Genomic DNA, 22,679 nt, shown 5'->3' with positions numbered 1-22,679 from the left:
TTGGCGATTTTTAAATAGACAGCATTATTGTAAATGAACAGGCTCTCAAATTAAGAGCCGCTATGTTCTGCAAACAAACTAAGCACGGCTGAGTACGGTAGCAGTTGGTTATTACCGGCAATATTTGCAATTTCACCATTGCCATAGAATCCTATTAAAGGCATGTTTGGCAATTGTTGAGCAATGATTTTTAAGTCGTGGTCAATGCCATCATAAAAAGGGCCGCGCCCTAAGCAGGAAAATAATAGCCCAAAGTCAGGGGTAGTGCCTAACTCTTGCTTTAATTGCTGAGTCGTTAGTAGCAAATCCGCTTCAGCAACCAGTTGGTCACGTAAGCCCCAACTTAAAAACTGCCCTACCTTAAGTGGCTGCGCTAAGGTAACGTAGCCAGCAGCTTCATCAACACTGATTAAATTGGTTTGGTTAAATTCGCCTTGATTAATCGCTTCTGCACTATCGGCAAAAACTGCCATCATTAAGTGCAACGGGATTGGAGCGGTATTTTTGCTGTGCAACTTCCAAGCCTTTTGTAAGGCAGTTAGCGGTGATTTATTGTTTAATAGCGCAATATCAAAATCATTTGTTTGCTGAATTTGTTTGGGCTTGGTGAGCATTTTAAAGCCATGTGATGCTTTGGTTGCTAGCTTCACGCCATTGATGTGCGCATCTACTTTTCCTGTATTTCCACCTTTGGCATTTTGCCAGACAGAGAAAGGCCCTTGCCCTACAGCATCACCAGATACGCCACCATAACGCGCATTGCCGTCGTTTAGCCAAGTGCTGTTAATCGCATTTGGCGCGCTGATGGTTAATAACACTTGGTCAGGCTGATAATGTTTTGCGGTTTGTATACTCACATCGTCGCCAAATACCATGACAGCCGCGGCTGGAGAATCTAAAACCCAGTCTTCCTCTGTAAATATACCTGTAGCCGAGCAGCCAAAAACCTGTGTGCAGTTGGCGACTTTTGCAGCGGCAGTAATCGCTGGTTGCGGGTCATCTGCAAATTCAGAGGTAAGTAGCAGCAGGACACTAGAGGCAACAGTAATATCTGCCTTTGACATTGCGCTAGAAACGGCTTCAGCAACTAAGGCGGGGCTAGCTTTCTTACCTAGTACTAGGCTGGTGGCGACTTTCATGGCTGTATTGGAGATGGTGTAGGATACGAGGCATATTCTTTAGCGCCGTATTCACATAAGTCTTGAATACAACATTCGCCGCATTTTGGTTTACGTGCGGTGCAAACATAGCGTCCGTGTAAGATGAGTAAATGATGCGCATCTTGCATAAACTCTTTGGGTATCGTTTTTAGGTATTTCATTTCAACTTCTAAAACAGTTTTACCCGTTGCAAGTTTAATGCGATTACCTAGCCTGAATAAATGCGTATCTACTGCAATTGTGGGCTCACCAAATGCAGTGTTTAGAATGACATTGGCTGTTTTGCGACCAACACCGGGTAAGGCTTCTAAGGCTTTGCGCGTGTTAGGTACTTGCGAATCATGCTGCGTAATCAGCATTTGGCAGGTGGCAAGCACGTTCTTTGCTTTCGCGTGATATAAGCCTATGGTTTTGATGTAATGCTCTAAACCATCTACACCTAAGGCTAGAATACTTTCTGGCGTATTGGCGACAGCAAATAGCTTATCAGTGGCAAGGTTCACGCCCTTATCAGTTGCCTGAGCCGATAAGATCACCGCAATCAGTAGCTCAAACGTGCTGCTATGCTTGAGCTCTGTCGATGGGTTGGGGATAGCTACACTTAGGCGCTTAAAGATTTCAAAGCGTTTTTGCTCATTCATGAATGTTAATGACCATCAATATCAATGACTCAGCGCAGGTTTTAGATTTGGCGTAGGCGTACTGATTTTGGCAGCTTTTCTAATTTCGATCCAATTACGAATCGCGATGAGCGTGCCTAAGCCTAGGAACGCACCAGGCGGCAATACAGCTAATAAGAAGCCATGATAATCAGGGATGGTGTAAAGTTGTTTAGGCATGCTGCTAAAGACTAAATCCAAGCCAGATAATATGGTGCCTTTACCCACAAACTCACGCATTGCGCCTAATAAACCTAATACCAACGCTAAGCCCAAACCCATCATAAAACCATCTAGCATCGACGGCACAGGTGAGTTTTTAGCAGCAAATGATTCTACTCTAGCCAGTACGATACAGTTCACCACAATCAGTGGAATAAAGATGCCTAGTACTTTGTGTAATTGGTGAGCGAAACCGTTAATGGTTAAATCAATCACAGTCACTAGTGCTGCAATCACCAAAATAAATACTGGCACGCGGATTTCGTTAGGTACAAATCTACGTACAGGTGACACAGAGCCATTGGCAGCAGCCATGACTAAAGCTGTGGCAAAGCCTAAACTTAAACCATTCACTGCGCTAGTTGTGACAGCTAGAGTTGGACACAAGCCAAGTAACTGAACCACGCCAGGATTTTGCTTCCATAGACCATTGATGGTAATTTCTTTATAGAGGTTGCTCATGGCTAATCCTTATTGACCGTTCGATTCAACTTTAGCAACTGCAAAAAGTGTCGTTTTATTTGCATCATAAAACTGCAATGCCTTAAAAACGGCTTTCACTACTGCGCGTGGTGTGATGGTTGCACCGACCATATAATCAAATTTACCACCATCTTTTTTCACTTGCCATTGTGTGGCTGGTGTCTTATTGACCGATTCATCGTTGAATAGTTTTATCCAGTTACCGCGTGCAACCTCGATATAGTCACCTAGACCTGGTGTTTCTTTATGTGCCAGCACTCGTACACCACTTATTGAGCCATCTGCGCGAATCGCAATCAGTAACTTGATGTCGCCGCTGTAACCATCATGCGCAATTGATTCTAGTATCACACCGGCAGTTTTGTTGTTGAGCTTTGCGATATTGGCTACAGTGGGCTGGCGATTACCTAATTGTTCATTAGGCGCGATTTCAACAGTATCCTTTAGCAAATCGTTGTTGTAGGTGCTTTCAGGCAATATTTCTTTAAACAGCGCCAAACGAGCCTCTTTTTCGCTGGCTTCGATAGGCGCACGAGTGATGTTAAACACGTATGCAAGCATCGCAGTGCCAACGAAGGCAAAGGCGACCAGCGTAATGGCAGTTTTTATTGCATGTTTAAAGATGGTTTCTTGCATACTATTTTTTATGTCCAAAGACGCGAGGTTGTGTCAGCGCATCAATGAGCGGCACACACATATTCATTAATAACACCGCAAATGCCACGCCATCTGGGTAACCGCCATAAACGCGTATTAAATAAGTGAGTACGCCAACACCGGCTGCAAAGTAAAGTTTGCCGCGCGGCGTTGTTGGACCGCTGACCGGGTCGGTAATTATGAAGAATGCGCATAGCATCGATGCGCCACTCATTAAATGAAATAACGGGTTGGCGTAGTGTGCAGGGTTGATTGCGCAAAACGTAAATGAAATTGCCGCTAAAGCCGCTAAAAATGCCGTTGGTAAGTGCCAACTAATGATGCGTTGCTGTATTAAATACAAGCCCCCAAGTAAATAAGCGCCAGTCACTACCTCACCGCCTTTAGCGCCAAACTGCCCGAATATAGACGCTTCAGTAATGCTTGCGACCTCATGCTTTAGCATTAATTGCGTTTTTAAGTAATCGAGTGGTGTGGCTGAAGTAATCGCATCGACTTTAATGTCGTTCGGTAGCACATTGCTAAAAATGAAATGTAATTGTTCAATAAAGCTAAGTGGATGCTCTGCCAATAATAATGGCGCTGGCCACTTGGTCATAATCAGTGGGAAAGAAATCAGCAGTACAGCATAACCGACCATTGCTGGGTTAAAAGGGTTATAACCCAAGCCGCCATATAGTTGCTTAGCAATGACAATCGCAAAGAATGTACCTACCACTACTAACCACCAAGGCGCTAAAGGCGGCAAGGCCAATGCGAGTAACCATGCTGTTACTACGGCACTCATATCCATTAAATAAGGCTTGATTGGGCGTTGGCGGATTTTAAGTAACATAGCTTCTGCAGCTAAAGCCGTGGTTGTCGCGATTGTCAGTGACACTAAAATGCCGCCACCGTAAATCCAAGTGTAAGCGATAATGCCAGGCACCAGCGCCAGCAGCACTTTGAGCATAATAATGCTGACGGTTGGTGCGTCGGTGATGTAGGGTGAGCGGTTCAAATGATTATCCTATTTATTCAGGCTTTTTGGTTTCTGTGGCCAGTTTTACTTTTTCGCGCAGCGCATCAGTTTCATTAATTTCCGCCTGAACTGCTGCGCTGACGTTTTCTACATTTTTAGGCGTAACGCCTGCTTGTGCTGCTGCTAACTTTTGTGCCTTTGCACGCTCAATGGCAGCGGCGATAAGGGCTTGTTTATCTTGCTTTGCTTTCAGTTCTGCGGCTTCAACTTCTGGCGTTTTAATGGCTTCAGTTGCTGTAGCACTCTCTGTTGTTGATTCTGTAGCGTTAGCTGACGCTAATTTTTGCGCTTTAGCGCGAGCAATAGCTGCGGCAATCGCAACTTGTTTATCGCTAGGTGCCGAAGTAGTCGTTTCAACATTAGGTGCAGTTTCTTGCTTTTCTGAAAGTTGCTCTTTAGTAGCTTCAGCAACAGCAATTTCCGAAGATTTAGCTTCTGCTTTGCCTGCTAGAGCTCGTTCTGCATGTTTTTGCGCACGCTCTAATTTTTCACGCTCAATTCGCGCTAATCTAAAGTCATTGCGTTCGCGCGCTAAGTCGGCGGCTTCTTTAGCTTTATCCAAGGCAATAATTTCACTTTTCGCATAGCGATAATATTGCACCAATGGAATATCACTTGGGCATACATAAGTACAACAGCCGCATTCTATGCAGTCAAATAAATGATAGTCGCGCGCTTTTTCAAAGTTATCTGCCTTTGAAAACCAGTACAGTTCTTGTGGTTGCAGGTTAACTGGGCAAGCATCAGCACAACGCGCACAACGTATGCAGGGCATCGCTGGTGGTGGCGCTGCAAATAAATCTGGTGCGGCAGCAATAATACAGTTTGCCGCTTTAGTAATTGGCACTTGCTCGTTAGGTAAATCAAAGCCCATCATTGGGCCGCCCATAATGTAATGCGTAGTATCCGCTTTGGCACCGCCTGCCGCTTTTATGAGCGCCTCAAGCGGTGTGCCAAATAACACTTCAAAATTCTGCGGTTTAGCAACATTGCCCGTCATCGTCACTATGCGGTTAATGGCTGGTTCACCAAACTCAAAATAGCGATAAACAGCCAGCACGGTGGCGATGTTAAATACTTGTATGCCAACGTCAGTCGAACGCTTGTCATTCGGAATTTCAATATCAAGTAGCAGGTGAATCAAGCGCCGCGCATCGCCACTAGGGTAAAGCGTAGGAACGACTTTTACTTGCATTGCTTTGCTTGTGCAGGCGGCTGTCATTGCACTGGCTGCTTGAGGTTTATTGTCTTCAATACCTATGATGCATTTTTCTGCGCCAAGCAAATGTTGTACGATTTCTATGCCTTTGATGACTTGGTCTGCACGTTCGCGCATCAGCATGTCATCGCAAGTAATATAAGGTTCACACTCTGCTGCGTTAATCACTAAAGTCTGTACGTTAGATTTGCCGTTGGTGCGCAATTTAATGTGCGTAGGGAAAGTCGCGCCGCCTAAGCCAACAATGCCTGATGAGCGCAAGCTATCTACCAGCACTTTTTTATCTGCATTTCGCCAGTCCGTTGGCTGTAATTGCGCCCAAGTATCTTTGCCATCGGGTGTTAGCGTAATGCACATATCAGGTAGACCTGATGGGTGAGGGATAACTTGTTCACTAATGGCGGTAATCGTGCCAGAGGTTGGCGCATGAATCGCGGCAGATACCGTACCTTCTGGCTCAGCAAGCATTTGACCTTTTAGTACAAAGTCGCCCACCTGCACCAAAACTTTAGGAATATAACCTACATGTTGGCGTAGCGGCAGTATGAGTTTTTCAGGGAGGGCAAGCTGAGCAATAGGTAGCGTGGTCGATTCAGCCTTGTGATCGTGCGGATGCACGCCACCATTGAATTTAAAGACGTCCTTATTGCTAGAGACGCCGCGAATTAAATTGCTCGCAAAGTTGATAATTGCATTCATGCTTAGGTTTTATTTATCTTGGTTTTATTTATATTGTCTAATATTTAACTTGTAATTTTAGCTGACGATCTGAGCTTCAAAAGGCACAGCCTTAATGGGGATTACAGGGTATTTCCATTTCCAGTTATCTGGATTTTCTGCGATTGGTACCATCGTAATGCAGTCTACGGGGCAAGGCGCCAAACATAGCTCGCAACCTGTACATTCCGAACTGATGATGGTGTGCATGTGTTTCGCTGCACCTAAAATCGCATCTACTGGGCAGGCTTGTATGCATAAAGTACAGCCAATACATGTGGCTTCATCAATAAAAGCCACTGCTTTTGGCTTTTCGACGCCATTAGCTGCATTGATAGGCTTATATTCCACGCCCATTAAATCTGCCAATGCATGTGCGCCAGCATCACCACCAGGAGGGCATTGATTAATATCTGCTTCACCAACTGCGATGGCTGTTGCATAAGGCTTGCAGCCTGGGTAGCCGCATTGACCGCACTGCGTTTGTGGCAAGATTGCATCGATACGCGCTACCAGCGGGTCGCCCTCTACCTTGAATAGCAAAGCGGCGATGCCTAATAAAGTGCCTAGCACCAAAGCAAGGCCAAGCATGATATAAAGTGAAATTAACATGTAGAGATTCTTGAGTACTTAATATTTAGCTTATGATTAATCTGAGGCTTTTGTTTAATACTTAACCTAGTATTTATCTAGACCAGCAAAACCCATAAAAGCTAAACTCATCAGCGCAGCGGTCACCATGGCAATTGCAGAACCTCTTAAAACAACTGGTATATCAGCCGCTTCCAGCCTTTCGCGCATGGAAGAGAATAAGATAAGCACGAGTGAAAAGCCAATGGCGCCGCCCATGCCAAACAATAAAGACTCTAGAAAGCTATGGCTGGCTTGCGCATTCAATAGTGGAATACCCAGTACCGCACAGTTAGTAGTAATTAAAGGTAAAAATATCCCCAAACCTTGATACAGCGGAGGAAAATTCTTTTCCATAATCATTTCGGTCAGCTGCACCACACTGGCGATAATGACGATAAATGAAAGCGTGCGCAGATATTGCAGATTATTCGGTTCAAGCAGATATTGATTAACTCCCCAGCTTGTCATAGAGCCGATGCTCAATACGAATGCGGTCGCGCCCGCCATGCCGATTGACGCTTCCAGTTTTTTAGAAACGCCCATAAATGGACAAAGCCCTAGAATTTTGACCAACACAATGTTGTTTACAAGCACTGTGCCAATTAAAATCATAATGTAATGGTGAAAATCAATAGTCATATGAGCTTCTGTGCAATACTGATTAAGTAATTGATAGGGTAAATCAGTGCGAATTATACCGTGTTTAAGCTTGACCGCGAACCCCAGAAAAGCCTGTCAAAACAGCATTCATAGCATTATGACGTGAAATATAACGCTAAGTTTTACGCTTATCAAAGCATGTGTAATTATACAGATATAAGCACATCGAATATTTATTACCAATCAGCAAATTAGCTAGCTGATAAGTTTGCATATAGAAGCTGTTTATTTACTGAACTTTTAAGTTAAAATAGTGAATTACAAATAGTTTAGGTTTGCTATGCTGCAAGGTAGTTTAGTCGCTCAAGGTAGTCTAGTTGCTATCGTTACGCCAATGTTTGATGACGGGCGTTTAGATATACCCTCATTGAACGCGTTGATTGATTATCATATTGATCAAGGTACCGATGGGATTGTCATTGTAGGTACTACAGGTGAATCACCAACGGTAGACTTTGATGAACATTGTCTATTGATAAAAACGGCAGTGAGCCAAGTGAATGGTCGTGTGCCTGTCATTGCAGGCACTGGTGCTAACTCAACTAAAGAAGCCATCGAACTCACACAGAAAGCCAAAGAACTAGGTGTGGATGCTTGCTTGCTGGTGGCGCCTTATTACAATAAACCTACACAAGAAGGTTTGTATCAGCATTTTATGGCAATCGCCAATGCTGTTGATATTCCACAGATTCTATATAACGTACCAGGTCGCACAGGTTGTGATCTTACTAATGATACAACTCTACGTTTAGCCGTTCACAAAAATATTATTGGTATTAAAGATGCCACAGGCGGCATAGAGCGTGGGACGGATTTAATCTTACGCGCACCAAAAGACTTCGCTGTGTTAAGTGGCGATGATGCTACCGCAATGTCTTTAATGCTGCTTGGCGGTAAAGGCGTGATTACAGTAACTGGCAACGTGGCGCCAAAATTGATGCACGAGATGTGTGTTGCGGCTGTTGCGGGTGATGCGATTAAAGCACGTGAAATCAATGCGAAACTATTCCAGTTGCATCAAAAATTATTTGTTGAAGCTAACCCAATGCCAGTTAAATGGGTATTAGCGCAAATGGGTTTAATTAAAATGGGTATCCGGTTACCTATGGTGCATTTGTCTGCGCAATATCATGATGTATTACGCAATGCATGCAAACCAGCGGGTATTTTATAAGTCATATTTTTATATAAAGCACTTTTTACATAAAGAAAAATCGTTTTCTCAAGAGGTCTGAATGAAACAAATGCATATCAAGCGCACTGCCATTTACATGCTACTCACTGCCACTTTAGTCGGTTGCGATTCTATTCCGTTTATCAATAACGAGTCAGATTATAAAGGCGCTAGCAGATCTAAGCCATTAGAAGTGCCGCCAGACTTAACCGCTAGCCCGGTTAGCGATGCATATTCTATTCCAGGCAATACTAGCTATTCAACATACAGCCAAGCGCAAGATAGTCAAGAAGCGGGTGTTGAGAAAGTATTAACGAATCCTGATGGTGTTAGATTAGAAAGAGCCGGTGCGCAGCGTTGGTTGGTAGTGAATGCACCTGCGGAAAAAATCTGGCCTGTGATTCGCGAGTTCTGGACCGATCAAGGATTTGCTGTGCGTTCAGAAGATGCACAAATTGGCGTAATGGAAACTGAATGGATTGACTCTGAAGCTATTAAAAAAGATGAGTCAGGCAATGTAGGCGAAAAATTTGATAAATGGTTAGATAAACTATCAGGTTTTGCGGATAAGAAAAAATTCCGTACACGTTTAGATCGCGGTGATGAAGCGAATACGACTGAAATCTATATGACGCATCGCTCAGTAAGCGGAGCACCGGATGACGGTAAAAACCGTGTACAAACGCAACTTGGTGAAATTGATACTGGATATAGAGCTGATGCAAAAACTGCAGTGACAGCTGATGCCAGAGATGCTGAATTAGATGCAGAGTTATTACGTCGCTTAATGGTAAAACTTGGTGTTGAAGAACAAAAATCTAAAACAATATTGGCGCAAGCTACAACACCAAAACGTGCAGACGTTATTAAAGAAGCAGATGGTAGTGCGACCTTAGTGTTAAATGATGCTTTTGACCGTGCATGGCGTCGAGTTGGTTTAGCTTTAGACCGAGTAGGCTTTGTGATTGAAGATAAAGATCGCTCAAACGGGCTATTCTTTGTGCGTTATGCCGATGTCGATATCGACGATACGCCACAGAAAAAGAAAGGATTATTTGAAACCTTGAAGTTCTGGGGCGATGATGACAAAAAAGAAACTTCTGGAGCTGGTAAAGAAGCTAAAGAAGAAAAAAGCATGGTTGAGAAACTAAAATTTTGGGGTAGTGACGACAAACAAAAAACTAATCCAGAAAAACAATATCGCATCAAAGTAGCTGATGGTGAAAAAGGCGGTACTACGGTGACAGTGGTTGATAAAGACGGTGGCCGCGTTAAAACGACTACGGCAAACCGAATTGTTGCACTAATGTATGAGCAGTTAAAATAGTTTTATCTGGGTATTGACCTAGGTATGGCTTAATCAATATACGATGCGCTTTGCTTCGCTGGGTAGTGGCAGTGCTGGCAATGCGCTAGTCGTAGAAATCAACCAAACTAGACTCATGTTGGATTGTGGGTTTAGTATTAAAGAAACGCTCACCAGACTGGCACGCTTAGATCTACAGCCAGATGATTTAGCTGGCATCGTCATCACGCATGAACATGATGATCACGCTGGCGGCGCGTTTAAATTTGCTGCTAAGTACAAAATCCCCGTGTGGCTCACCTATGGCACACTTAAAATGTCTAGCAGATATATCCCCGCACAGCATGACCTTCAATTGAATGTTGTTGATAGCCATAGTGAATTTTCTGTGGGTGATATTTACGTTCAGCCATACCCCGTGCCGCATGATGCGCGCGAACCGATGCAATGCGTTTTTTCTGATGGTAACCACAAGTTAGGCGTACTGACGGACGTTGGTCGCATTACGCCGCATATTGTTGAAACGTTAAGTGGCTGTAAAGCGCTGGTATTGGAATGTAATCATGATGCCAGTATGTTGCAAACTGGACCATATAGCTGGGCGCTCAAAAAGCGTGTAGGTGGAGATTTAGGGCATCTAGAAAATTTAGATTCAGCAAATTTACTATCAAAATTAGATAACAGTCAGTTACAACACATTCTGGCTGCACACCTAAGTGCAAAAAACAATACACCAGCCCTTGCTAAGGCTAGCTTGGCAAAAGTATTAGGTTGCGATGATGATTGGGTTGGAATTGCTGACCAGCTACAAGGTTTTAATTGGCGAGAGATTACTTCGAGTTGAATGGAATAAGTATAGAAATGATACACGTAAAAAAGCCGACTAAAAGTCGGCTTTTGTCACTTCTGACTAAAGGCTAATTACTTAGCAGCTTCAGGAGCAGCAGCTTCAGCGGCAGCAGGTGCAGCAGCTTCAGCAGCAGCAGGTGCAGCAGCTTCGGCAGCAGCAGGTGCAGCAGCTTCGGCAGCAGCAGGTGCAGCAGCTTCGGCAGCAGCAGGTGCAGCAGCTTCAGCGGCAGCAGCTGCATCAGCAGCAGGAGCTTCAGCAGCTTTTTCGCCACAAGCAGTTAGAGCAAGAGCTAATAATGCAGCTAGTAAAATAGAACGTGTCATTTTTTATTCCTTAAGGTTTATAACTAGTTAAAAAAACTTTTTTCGATAACCGCTTAAAAGTTTTACCTAATTAGCTATACCGAGTGATGCAAATTTTACCAGTTTTTTTTTAAAAAACCAGTGTCTTTCAAGAAGAAAGCGACAAAATTTCCAACTAAATGTATTATTTTCACAACAATTAACAGTTTTGTATCAATTTTTCCCTATTCCACACGAATCGACAGTGAATTGTTCTGGAGTTGCTCGCCATTTTGTCTACTTAAAATAGCGCGGCTGACCTCATCTTTTTGTTGCATGGTCCCACCTAAATCAAGCCATTCGCCACGATTCACCCTAACAATCGTACTGAGTTCTTCAAAGTCTATATATTTATTTTGGTTGAGCTGCGCAATTCTTGGCGTGATCTCTAGTTCGATTTGATTGCCAATGCTACGAGGCCGCACGGAGAATCCTGTGCTGATATCCACGAATTCGGTTTTGCGCTGAATACTTGTATAGCGCTGGGTTAGCGTGACCCATTCTTGGGTATATGGTACTGATTGTCCAACTCGAATAAATGCGCGCTCACCATCCATCACGTTGATGAATTGGTTACCATTGCTGCGTATGCTACTTTGATTGTTTTCAATATCTAGTTGAACGCCATCAACTGCATTTCTAGGATATTTATTCGTTCCTATGGTGACCTTGCCTATGCGCTTGCGACCACTCACGGTAACGTTATCATTGTTAGACTGTAAATTACTTTGGTGACTTACTGTAATTCTAAGATTTTGACGCTCAACGTCCAATGTAGAGATAATTTGCTCTATCTCTATCATTTTTTCTGGGCTAGCTCGAATAATTAAGTGGTTCTGCATGCCAGTTGCAGTGCCATCGCTACCGACTAAAGGCTGAATGATGGGTAGAATGTCTTCAGCAAAATGATGTTGTAAGTCAATAATCTTAAACTCGGTTGCCGCTAGTGCATTGACTGAGTATAGCGATAGTGTAAGTAAATAGCCTACTAGCGAAAGTGTTCCTAACCATTTGCCAGTAATCGAGTTTCGTAGCTTCATAAACCTAGTCTTGAAATAGTCACAACATCTTGTATTGCCTCAAGCAACTCTTTGAATCGTGTATTGAGTAATCCCGCCGTTGCAAGATCATCCATACCATACCTAAAACGCGCTTGGTCGATGTGTATACGCTTAACGTAATGTTTGTCATCAGCCAATATGAAGCAGTCTTTCGCGTGCTTTGCCGATTGATTGGTTTCGTACACCGTCATTTTGTGCCCGTAAATCGTTAATAACTCTAGTAAACGTGGGCATTTGTTTTGAAAAAATCCTGTGTCTTGTAAAACAATCGTTAGTTGATTGCTTGGACTTTTATTTAAAAACGCTTGAAACAACGCATATTTTTGTTTACTGGCAAAATCGCCATGACTTAAATCTTGGTCAAAAATCAATAACTCACGCTCTGCACTGGCTAAAATTAGATTAATGGCCTCGGCGTATAGGTGCTCACCAACCATGATCTGGTCTGGAGTAAGTTCGTTATTAATGTCGTTAGTAGTCATAGGTTTAAATATCTTATAAAGAATCAAAACTCAGGTAACCTGCAATATACCAATCATAAAGCTGTTGCAGCAATAGTGCATCTTGAATGCTGCTAGCCTCAATATAACGTTGATCTGCAAGCTTAGTTAGAATTTTTGCGGGCTCGCCTATCCATGTTGCGACTTCGCCATTGAGATAAAAGTGATCTGTGGAAAATAGCATTTGGCTTTTTAAATCCAGTGCAATGCCGATCTTTGCCAGCTTTTCGCTAAAGTTACGCATAGACATTTTTTTATTTGGTTCAAATACAACATCGGGTTTAGGTTCAGAAAGATACGTTCCTAAAAACTCTGCAATCACTTTATCTGACCATTGAATCTTTTGTAAATTCACACTGACTTTAGTAATCATTTCTTTGCCAATTTCGGCAGGGTGGTCTTGTAAGCTTAAATCTGCATCTTGATAGATTCCATCTAATACAAGCTTATCTTGATTCAGTTGATCCTGCATGAAACCTAAAAACTCAGTAGCAAGCTCTTGGTTTTTAGGCGCTCTAAAGCCAATAGAGTAGGTCATGCAGTCTATCGCCCCATCGGACACAGCAATACCCCAATGTGCAAGATGAGGTGGCAAATAAAGCATATCGCCTGCTTCAAGCAGCCACTCTTGCGAGATGTCAAAATTCTGCAAGATACGTAATGGTGCACCATCAACCAAGCTTAAATCAGTTTGCTCGCTAATGCGCCATAGTCGTTTGCCTTGGCCTTGCAATAGGAATACATCATAACTATCAAAATGCGGCCCTACGCCGCCGCCATTGGGCGCGTAACTCACCATTAAATCGTCAAGCCTCGCGTGTGGAATGAAATCGAATCGCTGTAACAAGGCGGCGCCTTCGGGTAGGTGGTGATTCACGCTTTGCACAAGTAGCGTCCAATTGTTATCAGCTGTTGGTTTTTCAGGCAGATTAGCAAAGGCTTCATCATCAAATGGGCCATGTGTTGCATGCCATTTACCTTTTTTATATTCCACAATGCGTGACTGCACTTCATCCTCGCAAGCTAAGCCAGCAAGTTCATCAGGACTTAATAAGCCCGTAAAATCAGGAATAGCATTTTTAATCAGCAAAGGCTTCTTCTGCCAATATTCCGCCAGAAACGCCCCTGGAGTTAGGCCGCCCAGTAATTGCAAAGGATTGTTTTTTGTTTTCATTGGTTTAAAAGTTTGCACGATAATTTAGTTGATAATTATGCCATTGCATTGATATACAGGTGGGTATATATTGACCAAGATTTAAAAATAATTTAAAAAATAAAAGTGATTAAATCGTTGCGAGATTAAATAGTTGTAAGTGGCCAGACATAATCCTTAACTTAAATATAAGCGGAGAGAAGTATGAACGCACCAACTGATACATCCACTAAAACCTTTCACGGCGGCTGTCCACATGATTGCCCAGACACTTGCAGCATGGTCTACACCGTTAAAGATAACAAACTTATCTCAGTCACCGGCAATAAAGACCACCCCATGACGCGCGGCGGCTTGTGCGTCAAGCTCAAAGATTACGAAAAAAGACACTATCACCCAGACCGTTTGCTCTACCCGCTTAAACGCACAGGCGCTAAAGGCACTAAGCAATTTAAACGTATTACTTGGGATGAAGCGCTGACTGAAATTACCAGTAAATGGAAAGCCATAATCGCCAGTGATGGTCCTCACGCCATTATGCCGAATAGCTATTTGGGCAACCAAGGCTTGGTGCATGGCCTTAACGGTGGCGACGCATTTTTTAACCGCATGGGCGCAACTGTATGCGAGCGTACTTTTTGCGGTGAAGGCTCTTGCACCGCATGGCTGTTAACCGTTGGCCCGACCGCCGGCGTTGACCCTGAAAGCTTTAGCCACTCCAAATACATTGTCATTTGGGCATGTAACTCAGTAAGTACTAACTTACATCACTGGCATATTATCCACGAGGCACAAAAACGAGGTGCCAAAGTTGTGGTGATTGATTCTTACGTCTCTAAAACCGCGAAAGAGGCTGATTGGCATATTGCCCCCAAACCAGGCACTGACGGCGCACTCGCTATGGCGATGATGAACGTGATTATTGCAGAAGGTTTGGTTGACCAAGATTATATTGATAACTACACCATAGGTTACAAAGAACTCGCTGAACGCGCTAAAACGCGCACGCCAGAATGGGCGGCAGAAATTACTGGTATCTCAGCGGATGATATTCGTAAATTTGCACGTGAATACGCTACCACGCCGCCTGCGGCGATTCGCTTAGGTGTAGCGCTTGAAAGAAGCTATGGCGGCAGCCAAGCCATTCGGGCAGTGACGTGCTTGCCTGCACTGATAGGCGCATGGCGTCACGTAGGCGGTGGTGCTTTGCAGTTCCCAGTGTGGGAGCATCCGTATAAGTTTGGTGTGATTTCGCGCCCAGATTTAATCCCAGAAGGCACGCCAGTCGTTAACAATCTACAACTAGGCCGCGTGCTAACGGGTGAAACAAAACTCGATACGCCGATTAAATCGATGATGGTATGGAACACCAACCCCATCACTCAAGCGCCTGAAACTGACAAAATTATCAAAGGCTTGGAACGGGAAGACTTATTTACAGTGGTGGCCGAGCATTTTATGTCTGACACAGCAGCCTATGCCGATATTGTGCTGCCAGCCGCCATGGGCGCAGAGATGGAAGACATGGTGCTGTCGTGGGGGCATTTATACCTCACTTACAATGAAAAATGCATAGACCCACCAGGCGAGGCGCTTCCTAATAATGAAATCTTTAGGCAGCTTGCCAAACGCATGGGCTACGAAGAAGATAATTTCAAATGGAACGATACCGAATGCCTAGAAAATTACGTGGATTGGGCTTCACCCACTTGCGAAGGTATTGATTTAGATTATCTACGCCAACACGGCTTTGCACGCTTAAAAGCCTTTGGTGATAAAGATACCCGAGCACGGCATGCCAAAGGTGAGTTCCCTACGCCTAGTGGCAAATGTCAATTCATCGCAGAAGGTGCTAAAAACTTTGTGGCAGGGCCTTTTCGCCAAATGTATGAAGGCTTTCAACCGGGTGAGGATATAGACCCATTACCTGATTATGTCGCTTCGCGCGAAACGCCTGATACCAACCCAGCTTTGGCGGCTAAGTACCCTTTGAATATTATTTCACCTAAGAGTCATGGATTTTTAAACTCATGCTATGCCAATGTGGCGGAGAAAATTAAAGGGCAGGGTGAGCAGTTTGTCATGATTAATCAGTTGGATGCCACAGCCAGAAATATTAAGGCAGGCGATGTGGTGAAGGTGTTTAATGACCGTGGTGCATTCGAGGGTTTGGCAAAAATTTCGGATGATGTGAATGCGGGGATTGTTGTGGCGACGCTTGGGTATTGGCGGCAGTTGAATAATGGGACGGTCAATTGTATTAGTTCAGCGGAGTTTGGGGATATGGGGCATTCGACTACGTTTAGTGATAATTTGGTGGAGGTGGCTTTAAATTAGGCTCCTCAATTAAATTAACTAAGCCTTGGAAAGCTGTCAACTTTTAGACCTTAGACAGAACTAATGAGTATTCTTTTGCAAATGTAATAATGTCTAAAGTAGCTTTCCATGCTCTTCCATTTGATGACTCGCCATATATATAAATAAATGGATTTAAGTACGCTAGCATATCTCTACCCTCGACATCGAAATGTATTTTTTTGGCGTGAATAATTTTATTACACGCTTCACGAAGGTTGAGCTGAATTACGGTCTCGTTATCTAAGTTCGCTTGAAGAGTGCCGCAGGGTGAGGATATATTTTTAAAAATAAGATTCTCACGGTCATCAATTACCCTTGCTGTAATTGAAAGAGTAAGCAATAACCTAGTAATTTCATCCTCCTCAACTTCCTGAACTTTATAAATAGGGTCAAAGCCTTCTCCTGGATAATTTGTTAGAAGTGAAGCAAAGTTCTTGCTGGCTAAGAAAATTGTTAGAAGTCTGTATACCTCTAACATTGTGTTTCCAACATTTGGAAAATATCCCTCTTTAAAAAAGCCTTCTTGTGGATTGATGAATTCAGCCATTTATGTATTCCTAATATACTGAAATCAATTGTACATCTGTTAGGTCGCTCTCGCGCGACGGGCGAGTTACTTTCTTTTGCTTAGCCAAAAGAAAGTAACCAAAGAAAAGGCTGCCCCTACCGCTTATCTCCTGAGATTTACATAATCATGGGGCGGCAATCGGAAACTCGCTTATACTCAAACAGCCGCTTGCCGAAAACTCCCCATCATCATGCAAAACTCAGGCGCGGTAGCAGGGGATTGAAAGTCAAAACCACCTATGTACTACCTTCATTCTGAATGAACTTTTCTGAATCCTTACTAATTTCGTCATTCCCGTGAAAACGGGAATCCATTTTTGTTTTTAAAAACCTTACATTGGATTCCCGCTTTCGCGGGAATGACGGCTGTGGTGTGTATATCCTGCCCTTTGCGCCACGCTGAGCAACGCAGACATAAAGGAGCTTTCAGCAAGCGGCTGTTTGAGCCAAGTGAATTTATTGGCGAGTTTCCGATTGCTGCCTTTATGTTGAGTAGCGTAGGGGAGCCGTTAGGCCGTGGGGCTTTCTTTTTAGGCAGTTATAAAGAAAGTGACTAGCTGTCGGGCTGCCCCCGACATGGTTAAAAATTCTTCAAATATCGTTAAAGCCACTAGATTCCGACTTTCGTCGGAATCCAGTGGCTTTAGTTTTGACTTGGTGCTTTATTCAAAAATACGACTTTATTCTTGCCCGAATTTTTAGCGTGATACATCGCCTTATCCGCAGCCATCATGAGTTTTTTAGGGGTGAATGCATCTGAGCGGTGAATAGCCACGCCTATACTAACACCAACAGATAGCATGGCATTTTCGACTGGAATCGGATTTTTTAATGCGTTGATGAGACGGTTGGCTAGTGTTTCTAGCTCGTCTTTGTCTTTAAATTTTTGCACGATTAAAGTAAATTCGTCACCGCCCAAACGAGCCAAGGCGTCGTGTTCTCTTAAACAGTTTTGAAATAGCTGGCTGACGGTAATAAGAAGTTGATCGCCTATTGCATGGCTGTATTGGTCGTTGACGGTTTTAAAATTATCTAGGTCCATATAAAAAAAGGCATATTTTTGTTTTTCTATAATCGCATTATCGTGAATGCTTTGAAGCCTGTTTTCAAATCCACGTCTGTTTAATAAATTGGTGAGTGGGTCATGTGTGGCTTGATGGCTAAGGTGATCAACCTTGTTTGAGCTGGATAAAATGGCTTTAAATAAGTGTAGTGTGTGTAGATAGGAAAAGATCAAGATGCCAAAAATCATTATCGCTAAAGTGACGCCTGCAATAATACTGAAACGGATCGTTGTTTGCATGCGGTTACTGAGTATATGTCGACGCTCAAGCAAGTCTTTGTCAGCTTCCATCAACGCTGTGCGTATGCTGTCCATAACGGCCTTGCCGCGGTCTTTAGATAAGCTTAGGTGTGATGCGTAGGAGCCAGCATTAAGTTGCACCGAGGTACTGGCTTCTATAATGCTAAATTTATCGTCGCAAAGTCGCTGTATTTTTTCTAAAATTGGCGCTAACGAGGGTAGCTTCTCGCTACTTTTGGAGAGTTTATCTAAGGTTTTATACGCCTGAATTTTACCTTCATTGTAATGATCGAGAAACGTGACATTATTTGTGATTAAATATCCGCGCTGACTAGTTTCAGCCTCTAATACGGCATTTCTTAACGTGATAATGTTAAAGCGTTGCGTGTCGATAAAATCTTTGCTTTTTTCAATTTTATCAAAACTGTACATCGTATAAAAAAGACTCAACATAACCACGCTAATTAATAGCGACGCCGCAAGAAGCGGGTAGATGATCTCTTTCTTATAGTTCAACATGTATAACTTAGGGTTAGCATTCCAGTAATTTTAATTATAATAGCGCTTAGATAAATATAATTTCCCAGATACCAGCAGTTTTACCTATCAATTTAAAAGATTAAGCCCAATATGAATATATACGCCATGGCAAAACCCTTGTTGTTTTGCTTAGATGCCGAGGTCGCGCATGATGTCACAATTAAGAGTCTCAAGCTAGCGACTAAGTTGCATTTAACGCAATGCTTAAAACAAGCGCCTACCTGTCAGCCTAGAAATGTCATGGGGATTACGTTTTCTAACCCAGTGGGTTTGGCCGCGGGTTTGGATAAAAATGGTGCGGTGATTGATGGCATGGCAGCATTAGGTTTTGGCTTTATAGAAGTCGGTACCGTGACACCACGCCCGCAACCTGGTAACCCAAAGCCTCGTTTGTTTCGTGTAAAAGAGGCACAAGGCATTGTGAACCGCTTTGGCTTTAATAACTTAGGTGTGGATAATTTAATCGAGAACGTGAAAGCCGCACAATACAAAGGCGTGCTGGGTATTAATATAGGCAAAAATTTTGATACGCCAATGGAAAATGCAGTCGATGATTATTTGATTGGTATGCAAAAAGTGTATGCGTATGCCAGCTATATCACGGTGAATATTTCATCGCCAAACACTAAAAATCTACGTGCGCTACAAGAAAAAGAGGCTTTGTCTCACTTGTTGGCTACGCTCAAACTAGAACAAACCAAGCTAGCTAATCTGCATGGTAAATATGTGCCTATCACCCTAAAAATAGCGCCAGACCTAGAGCTTGAGCAAGTGAATGAAATCGCTGATTTGTTGATGCAACATAAAATAGACGGTGTGATTGCGACCAACACAACTTTATCTCGTGAATTGGTGCAAGGCATGGCGCATGCAGAAGAAGCAGGCGGCTTATCTGGAGCGCCTGTACGAACGAAGTCAACGTTGGTGATTCAGCAATTATCACAACGCTTACAAGGCGCTTTGCCGATTATTGGTGTGGGTGGCATTTTGAGCGGAGCAGATGCAGTAGAGAAAATCGCAGCTGGAGCAGATCTCGTACAAGTGTATAGCGGGTTGATATATAAAGGACCTAAGCTAGTGCACGATATTTGTAAAACACTTGGATAGGTTTAAAGTGTAATGGCTTTACCAATCTTATATTCATATCGTCGCTGTCCTTACGCCATGCGTGCGCGTATGGCGCTGAAACTGGCTGGAGTAGATGTTGAGATTCGTGAAATTTCATTACGCGATAAACCAGCACACATGTTGCAAGTTTCGCCTAAAGCTACCGTGCCAGTGCTGGTGTTGCAAGATGGCGCAGTGATTGAGCAGAGCTTGGAGATTATGCATTGGGCATTGCAACAGCATGCTCTAGGTACCCAAACGTCAGCGAGTGCTGATGCGCTTATTCTAGAGAATGATACGGCGTTTAAACAAGCTTTAGATGCTTACAAGTATCCAGAACGTTATCCAAGTAAAACGCAAATACAGCATCGGGTAGAGGCTGAAGTGTTTTTGCAAAAGCTTGAAAAACTACTGCTTGAAAATGTTTATTTATTTAGCGCCGTGCCTAGCTTGGCCGATATTGCAATCTTCCCATTCGTTCGCCAGTTTGCTGCGGTAGACCCTGCTTGGTTTGAAGCTGCACCTTATCCAAAATTGCAGGCTTGGCTAAGTAGACTTGTTGAATCTGAACTATTTATCAGCGTGATGGAAAAACAGCCAACTTATATTGAATAAGCTGGCTGTTGTTTTTACTACTAGAAAGAGTGCAAAGTTAAACTTCTGCTAATGCGCTTTCTGAAGGTGCTTTATCATCAGCAAAAATCAATTTCACTTCATCTTTGCTGTCAATATCCACATGTACGCTGCCGCCGTTTGCTAATTTGCCAAACAATAACTCATCCGCTAGCGCCTTACGAATCGTATCTTGAATCAGCCTAGACATTGGTCTTGCGCCCATCAATGGGTCAAACCCTTTTTTGCCCAAGTAAACTTTCAATGCATCACTAAAGGTGACTTCCACTTTCTTGTCATGCAATTGGTCTTCTAATTGAATCAAGAATTTATCAACAACACGAATGATAATGTCTTGTGACAATGCGGCGAATGATACGGTTGCATCTAAACGGTTACGGAACTCAGGTGAGAATAAGCGTTTAATATCAGCTTGCTCATCGCCTGCTTGTTTCGCATTGGTAAAGCCAATGTTTGCTTTAGACAGGTTCTCTGCGCCAGCATTAGTTGTCATGATAATCGTGACGTTTCTAAAGTCGGCTTTGCGGCCATTATTGTCTGTGAGCGTGCCGTGATCCATCACTTGCAACAGAATGTTGAAAATATCAGGATGCGCTTTTTCAATTTCATCAAGCAACAATACGCAATATGGATGCTTTGTAATCGCTTCGGTCATCAAGCCACCTTGCTCAAAGCCAACATAGCCGGGAGGCGCACCAATCAATCGCGAAACCGCATGGCGCTCCATGTATTCACTCATATCGAAGCGAATCAATTCAATGCCCATGATGTAAGCCAATTGCTTAGCCACTTCAGTTTTACCCACACCAGTCGGGCCGCTGAATAAGAAGCTACCAACAGGTTTGTTGTTGCCTCCCAAACCACTACGTGCCATTTTAACGGCAGAGGTAAGTGCTTCAATAGCATTGTCTTGACCAAACACCACGGCTTTTAAATCGCGCTCAAGTGTTTTAAGTGCACTTCTGTCATCCGCAGATATGTTTTTAGGCGGAATACGAGCGATTTTTGCAATGATGTCTTCAATCTCTTTATTGCCAATTACTTTTTTCTGTTTAGATTTCGGCAAAATACGTTGCGCAGCACCAGCCTCATCAATCACGTCAATAGCCTTATCTGGCAAGTGACGGTCATTAATGTATTTAGCTGAAAGCTCCGCCGCAGTCGTTAGCGCAGATGCTGAGTATTTCACGCTGTGATGCTCTTCAAATCTTGATTTCAAGCCTTTTAGAATCTCAATGGTTTCAGCCACGCTAGGTTCAGTCACATCCACTTTTTGGAAGCGACGTGATAGCGCATGGTCTTTTTCAAAAATACCACGATATTCTTGGTAAGTCGTTGCGCCTATGCATTTGAGCGTACCGTTTGATAACGCTGGTTTTAACAAGTTGCTAGCGTCTAAAGTGCCGCCGCTGGCTGAACCTGCACCTATCAAAGTATGAATCTCATCAATAAACAAAATAGCATCTGGGTTTTCAGCAAGCTGTTTCATTACCGCTTTTAAGCGTTGCTCAAAGTCACCGCGGTATTTTGTACCAGCCAGTAATGCACCCATATCTAGCGAGTAAACCGTGGCATTGGCTAATACTTCAGGAATATCTTTTTCCACGATACGACGTGCTAAGCCTTCAGCAATCGCAGTTTTACCTACGCCAGCCTCACCAACTAATAGTGGGTTGTTTTTACGGCGACGGCATAGCGTTTGCACAACGCGTTCAAGTTCAGGGCCTCGACCAATAAGTGGGTCAATTTTTCCCGCTGCAACTTGCGCATTTAAGTTGAGGGTGTAATTTTCAAGTGCGCCAGCGGGAGAAGCCTCAACATCAGCTTCTGTATCAGCGCCTTCAGGTTTAGCAGTTTCACCAATTTTTGATACGCCATGTGAAATGAAATTCACCACGTCTAAACGCGTTACGCCTTGCTGATGCAAGAAAAATACCGCATGAGAATCTTTTTCACCAAAGATCGCGACCAGCACATTAGCACCTGTTACTTCTTTTTTGCCAGAAGACTGCACATGTAACATCGCACGTTGAATCACGCGTTGAAAGCCTAGTGTAGGTTGTGTATCGACATCTTCTTGACCGCCCACTGTTGGCGTATGCTCTTCTATGTATTGGTTTAGTTCGGTGCGTAATACCTCTAATTTCGCACCGCATGCCCGCATCACTTCGGCTGCGGTTGGGTTGTCTATCATGGCAAGTAGCAAATGCTCAACCGTAATGAGCTCATGACGCTTTTGTCTAGCGTCCATAAATGCCATGTGAAGGCTAACTTCTAACTCTTGAGCAATCATTTCATAACCCTCTAAATTTAAATTCCATATTTCAATATTGCAGTTTTAATGTGCAGGCAGAT

22 protein-coding genes are annotated in these 22,679 nt (G+C 43.4%); 7 read left to right on the top strand and 15 right to left on the bottom strand.

Features of this window, described 5'->3' with window-relative positions:
* Positions 1 to 50 precede the first annotated feature (50 nt).
* From PSU72_RS07315 to rsxA, 8 genes are all read right to left on the bottom strand, one after another.
* Positions 51 to 1,139: an FIST C-terminal domain-containing protein gene (locus PSU72_RS07315; protein ID WP_300431675.1), complete on the bottom strand. Its 1,089-nt coding sequence runs from the start codon at positions 1,137 to 1,139 to the stop codon at positions 51 to 53.
* Positions 1,136 to 1,801 carry an endonuclease III gene (gene nth / locus PSU72_RS07310; RefSeq protein WP_300431674.1) on the bottom strand — a complete coding sequence of 222 codons (666 nt, stop codon included), beginning with the start codon at positions 1,799 to 1,801 and terminating at the stop codon, positions 1,136 to 1,138. Before nth ends, PSU72_RS07315 begins: the two co-directional genes overlap by 4 nt.
* A 21-nt stretch (positions 1,802 to 1,822) precedes the next feature.
* Positions 1,823 to 2,503 (bottom strand): electron transport complex subunit E, encoded by a 681-nt coding sequence (locus PSU72_RS07305; RefSeq protein WP_300431673.1) that lies wholly within the window; start codon positions 2,501 to 2,503, stop codon positions 1,823 to 1,825.
* A 9-nt stretch (positions 2,504 to 2,512) separates the two neighbouring features.
* Positions 2,513 to 3,160 carry an electron transport complex subunit RsxG gene (rsxG, locus tag PSU72_RS07300; RefSeq protein WP_300431672.1) on the bottom strand — a complete coding sequence of 216 codons (648 nt, stop codon included), beginning with the start codon at positions 3,158 to 3,160 and terminating at the stop codon, positions 2,513 to 2,515.
* A gap of 1 nt (position 3,161) precedes the next feature.
* Positions 3,162 to 4,181: an electron transport complex subunit RsxD gene (gene rsxD / locus PSU72_RS07295; RefSeq protein WP_300431671.1), complete on the bottom strand. Its 1,020-nt coding sequence runs from the start codon at positions 4,179 to 4,181 to the stop codon at positions 3,162 to 3,164.
* A 13-nt stretch (positions 4,182 to 4,194) separates the two neighbouring features.
* Complete coding sequence (rsxC, locus tag PSU72_RS07290; RefSeq protein WP_300431670.1) at positions 4,195 to 6,120, bottom strand: electron transport complex subunit RsxC; 1,926 nt, start codon at positions 6,118 to 6,120, stop codon at positions 4,195 to 4,197.
* 57 nt (positions 6,121 to 6,177) lie between these two features.
* Positions 6,178 to 6,750, bottom strand: a complete 573-nt coding sequence (gene rsxB, locus PSU72_RS07285; RefSeq protein ID WP_300431669.1) for an electron transport complex subunit RsxB — start codon at positions 6,748 to 6,750, stop codon at positions 6,178 to 6,180.
* Positions 6,751 to 6,816: 66 nt separating this feature from the next.
* Positions 6,817 to 7,410 (bottom strand): electron transport complex subunit RsxA, encoded by a 594-nt coding sequence (gene rsxA, locus PSU72_RS07280; protein WP_300431668.1) that lies wholly within the window; start codon positions 7,408 to 7,410, stop codon positions 6,817 to 6,819.
* 301 nt (positions 7,411 to 7,711) lie between these two features.
* On the opposite strand from rsxA, the gene dapA reads away from it, so the two are divergent.
* From dapA to PSU72_RS07265, 3 genes are all read left to right on the top strand, one after another.
* Complete coding sequence (dapA, locus tag PSU72_RS07275) at positions 7,712 to 8,605, top strand: 4-hydroxy-tetrahydrodipicolinate synthase (protein WP_300431667.1); 894 nt, start codon at positions 7,712 to 7,714, stop codon at positions 8,603 to 8,605.
* A gap of 61 nt (positions 8,606 to 8,666) precedes the next feature.
* Positions 8,667 to 9,932: an outer membrane protein assembly factor BamC gene (bamC, locus tag PSU72_RS07270; RefSeq protein ID WP_300431666.1), complete on the top strand. Its 1,266-nt coding sequence runs from the start codon at positions 8,667 to 8,669 to the stop codon at positions 9,930 to 9,932.
* Between the two features lie 43 nt (positions 9,933 to 9,975).
* Entirely contained in the window at positions 9,976 to 10,755 is a 780-nt protein-coding gene (locus PSU72_RS07265) for an MBL fold metallo-hydrolase (RefSeq protein WP_300431665.1), read from the top strand.
* Positions 10,756 to 10,832: 77 nt separating this feature from the next.
* Here the strand turns inward: PSU72_RS07265 and PSU72_RS07260 are convergent, their stop codons facing one another.
* The 4 genes from PSU72_RS07260 to PSU72_RS07245 form a co-directional block, all read right to left on the bottom strand.
* Complete coding sequence (locus PSU72_RS07260) at positions 10,833 to 11,084, bottom strand: hypothetical protein (RefSeq protein WP_300431664.1); 252 nt, start codon at positions 11,082 to 11,084, stop codon at positions 10,833 to 10,835.
* Positions 11,085 to 11,287: 203 nt separating this feature from the next.
* Positions 11,288 to 12,142, bottom strand: a complete 855-nt coding sequence (locus tag PSU72_RS07255; protein WP_300431663.1) for a secretin N-terminal domain-containing protein — start codon at positions 12,140 to 12,142, stop codon at positions 11,288 to 11,290.
* On the bottom strand, positions 12,139 to 12,645 hold the full coding sequence (locus PSU72_RS07250; protein WP_300431662.1) for a hypothetical protein: 507 nt from the start codon (positions 12,643 to 12,645) through the stop codon (positions 12,139 to 12,141). The genes PSU72_RS07255 and PSU72_RS07250 overlap by 4 nt, the downstream gene beginning before the upstream one ends.
* Positions 12,646 to 12,658: 13 nt before the next feature.
* On the bottom strand, positions 12,659 to 13,837 hold the full coding sequence (locus PSU72_RS07245; protein ID WP_300431661.1) for a cupin domain-containing protein: 1,179 nt from the start codon (positions 13,835 to 13,837) through the stop codon (positions 12,659 to 12,661).
* Positions 13,838 to 14,020: 183 nt separating this feature from the next.
* Here PSU72_RS07245 and PSU72_RS07240 point away from each other — a divergent pair, with 183 nt between their 5' ends.
* Entirely contained in the window at positions 14,021 to 16,153 is a 2,133-nt protein-coding gene (locus tag PSU72_RS07240; protein ID WP_300431660.1) for a molybdopterin oxidoreductase family protein, read from the top strand.
* 43 nt (positions 16,154 to 16,196) lie between these two features.
* On the opposite strand, the gene PSU72_RS07235 is transcribed toward PSU72_RS07240, so the two are convergent.
* Positions 16,197 to 16,721, bottom strand: a complete 525-nt coding sequence (locus PSU72_RS07235) for a hypothetical protein (RefSeq protein WP_300431659.1) — start codon at positions 16,719 to 16,721, stop codon at positions 16,197 to 16,199.
* Positions 16,722 to 17,058: 337 nt separating this feature from the next.
* Between PSU72_RS07235 and PSU72_RS07230 the strand changes: the two genes are divergently transcribed.
* On the top strand, positions 17,059 to 17,298 hold the full coding sequence (locus PSU72_RS07230; RefSeq protein ID WP_300431658.1) for a hypothetical protein: 240 nt from the start codon (positions 17,059 to 17,061) through the stop codon (positions 17,296 to 17,298).
* 86 nt (positions 17,299 to 17,384) lie between these two features.
* Here the strand turns inward: PSU72_RS07230 and PSU72_RS07225 are convergent, their stop codons facing one another.
* Complete coding sequence (locus PSU72_RS07225) at positions 17,385 to 18,497, bottom strand: diguanylate cyclase (protein WP_300431657.1); 1,113 nt, start codon at positions 18,495 to 18,497, stop codon at positions 17,385 to 17,387.
* A gap of 177 nt (positions 18,498 to 18,674) precedes the next feature.
* Here PSU72_RS07225 and PSU72_RS07220 point away from each other — a divergent pair, with 177 nt between their 5' ends.
* Both PSU72_RS07220 and PSU72_RS07215 read left to right on the top strand, forming a co-directional pair.
* Entirely contained in the window at positions 18,675 to 19,691 is a 1,017-nt protein-coding gene (locus tag PSU72_RS07220; protein ID WP_300431656.1) for a quinone-dependent dihydroorotate dehydrogenase, read from the top strand.
* 12 nt (positions 19,692 to 19,703) lie between these two features.
* Complete coding sequence (locus PSU72_RS07215) at positions 19,704 to 20,306, top strand: glutathione S-transferase (protein WP_300431655.1); 603 nt, start codon at positions 19,704 to 19,706, stop codon at positions 20,304 to 20,306.
* A gap of 37 nt (positions 20,307 to 20,343) precedes the next feature.
* Here PSU72_RS07215 and clpA read toward each other — a convergent pair whose 3' ends face one another.
* Positions 20,344 to 22,617, bottom strand: coding sequence for an ATP-dependent Clp protease ATP-binding subunit ClpA (gene clpA / locus PSU72_RS07210; RefSeq protein ID WP_300431654.1), 2,274 nt, complete (start codon positions 22,615 to 22,617; stop codon positions 20,344 to 20,346).
* Positions 22,618 to 22,679: the final 62 nt, after the last annotated feature.

The organism is Methylotenera sp. (assembly GCF_029945535.1).
Lineage (GTDB): Bacteria > Pseudomonadota > Gammaproteobacteria > Burkholderiales > Methylophilaceae > Methylotenera.
The sequence above is the reverse complement of the archived record's forward strand: the minus strand, read 5'-3'. Positions and strand labels throughout refer to the sequence as shown.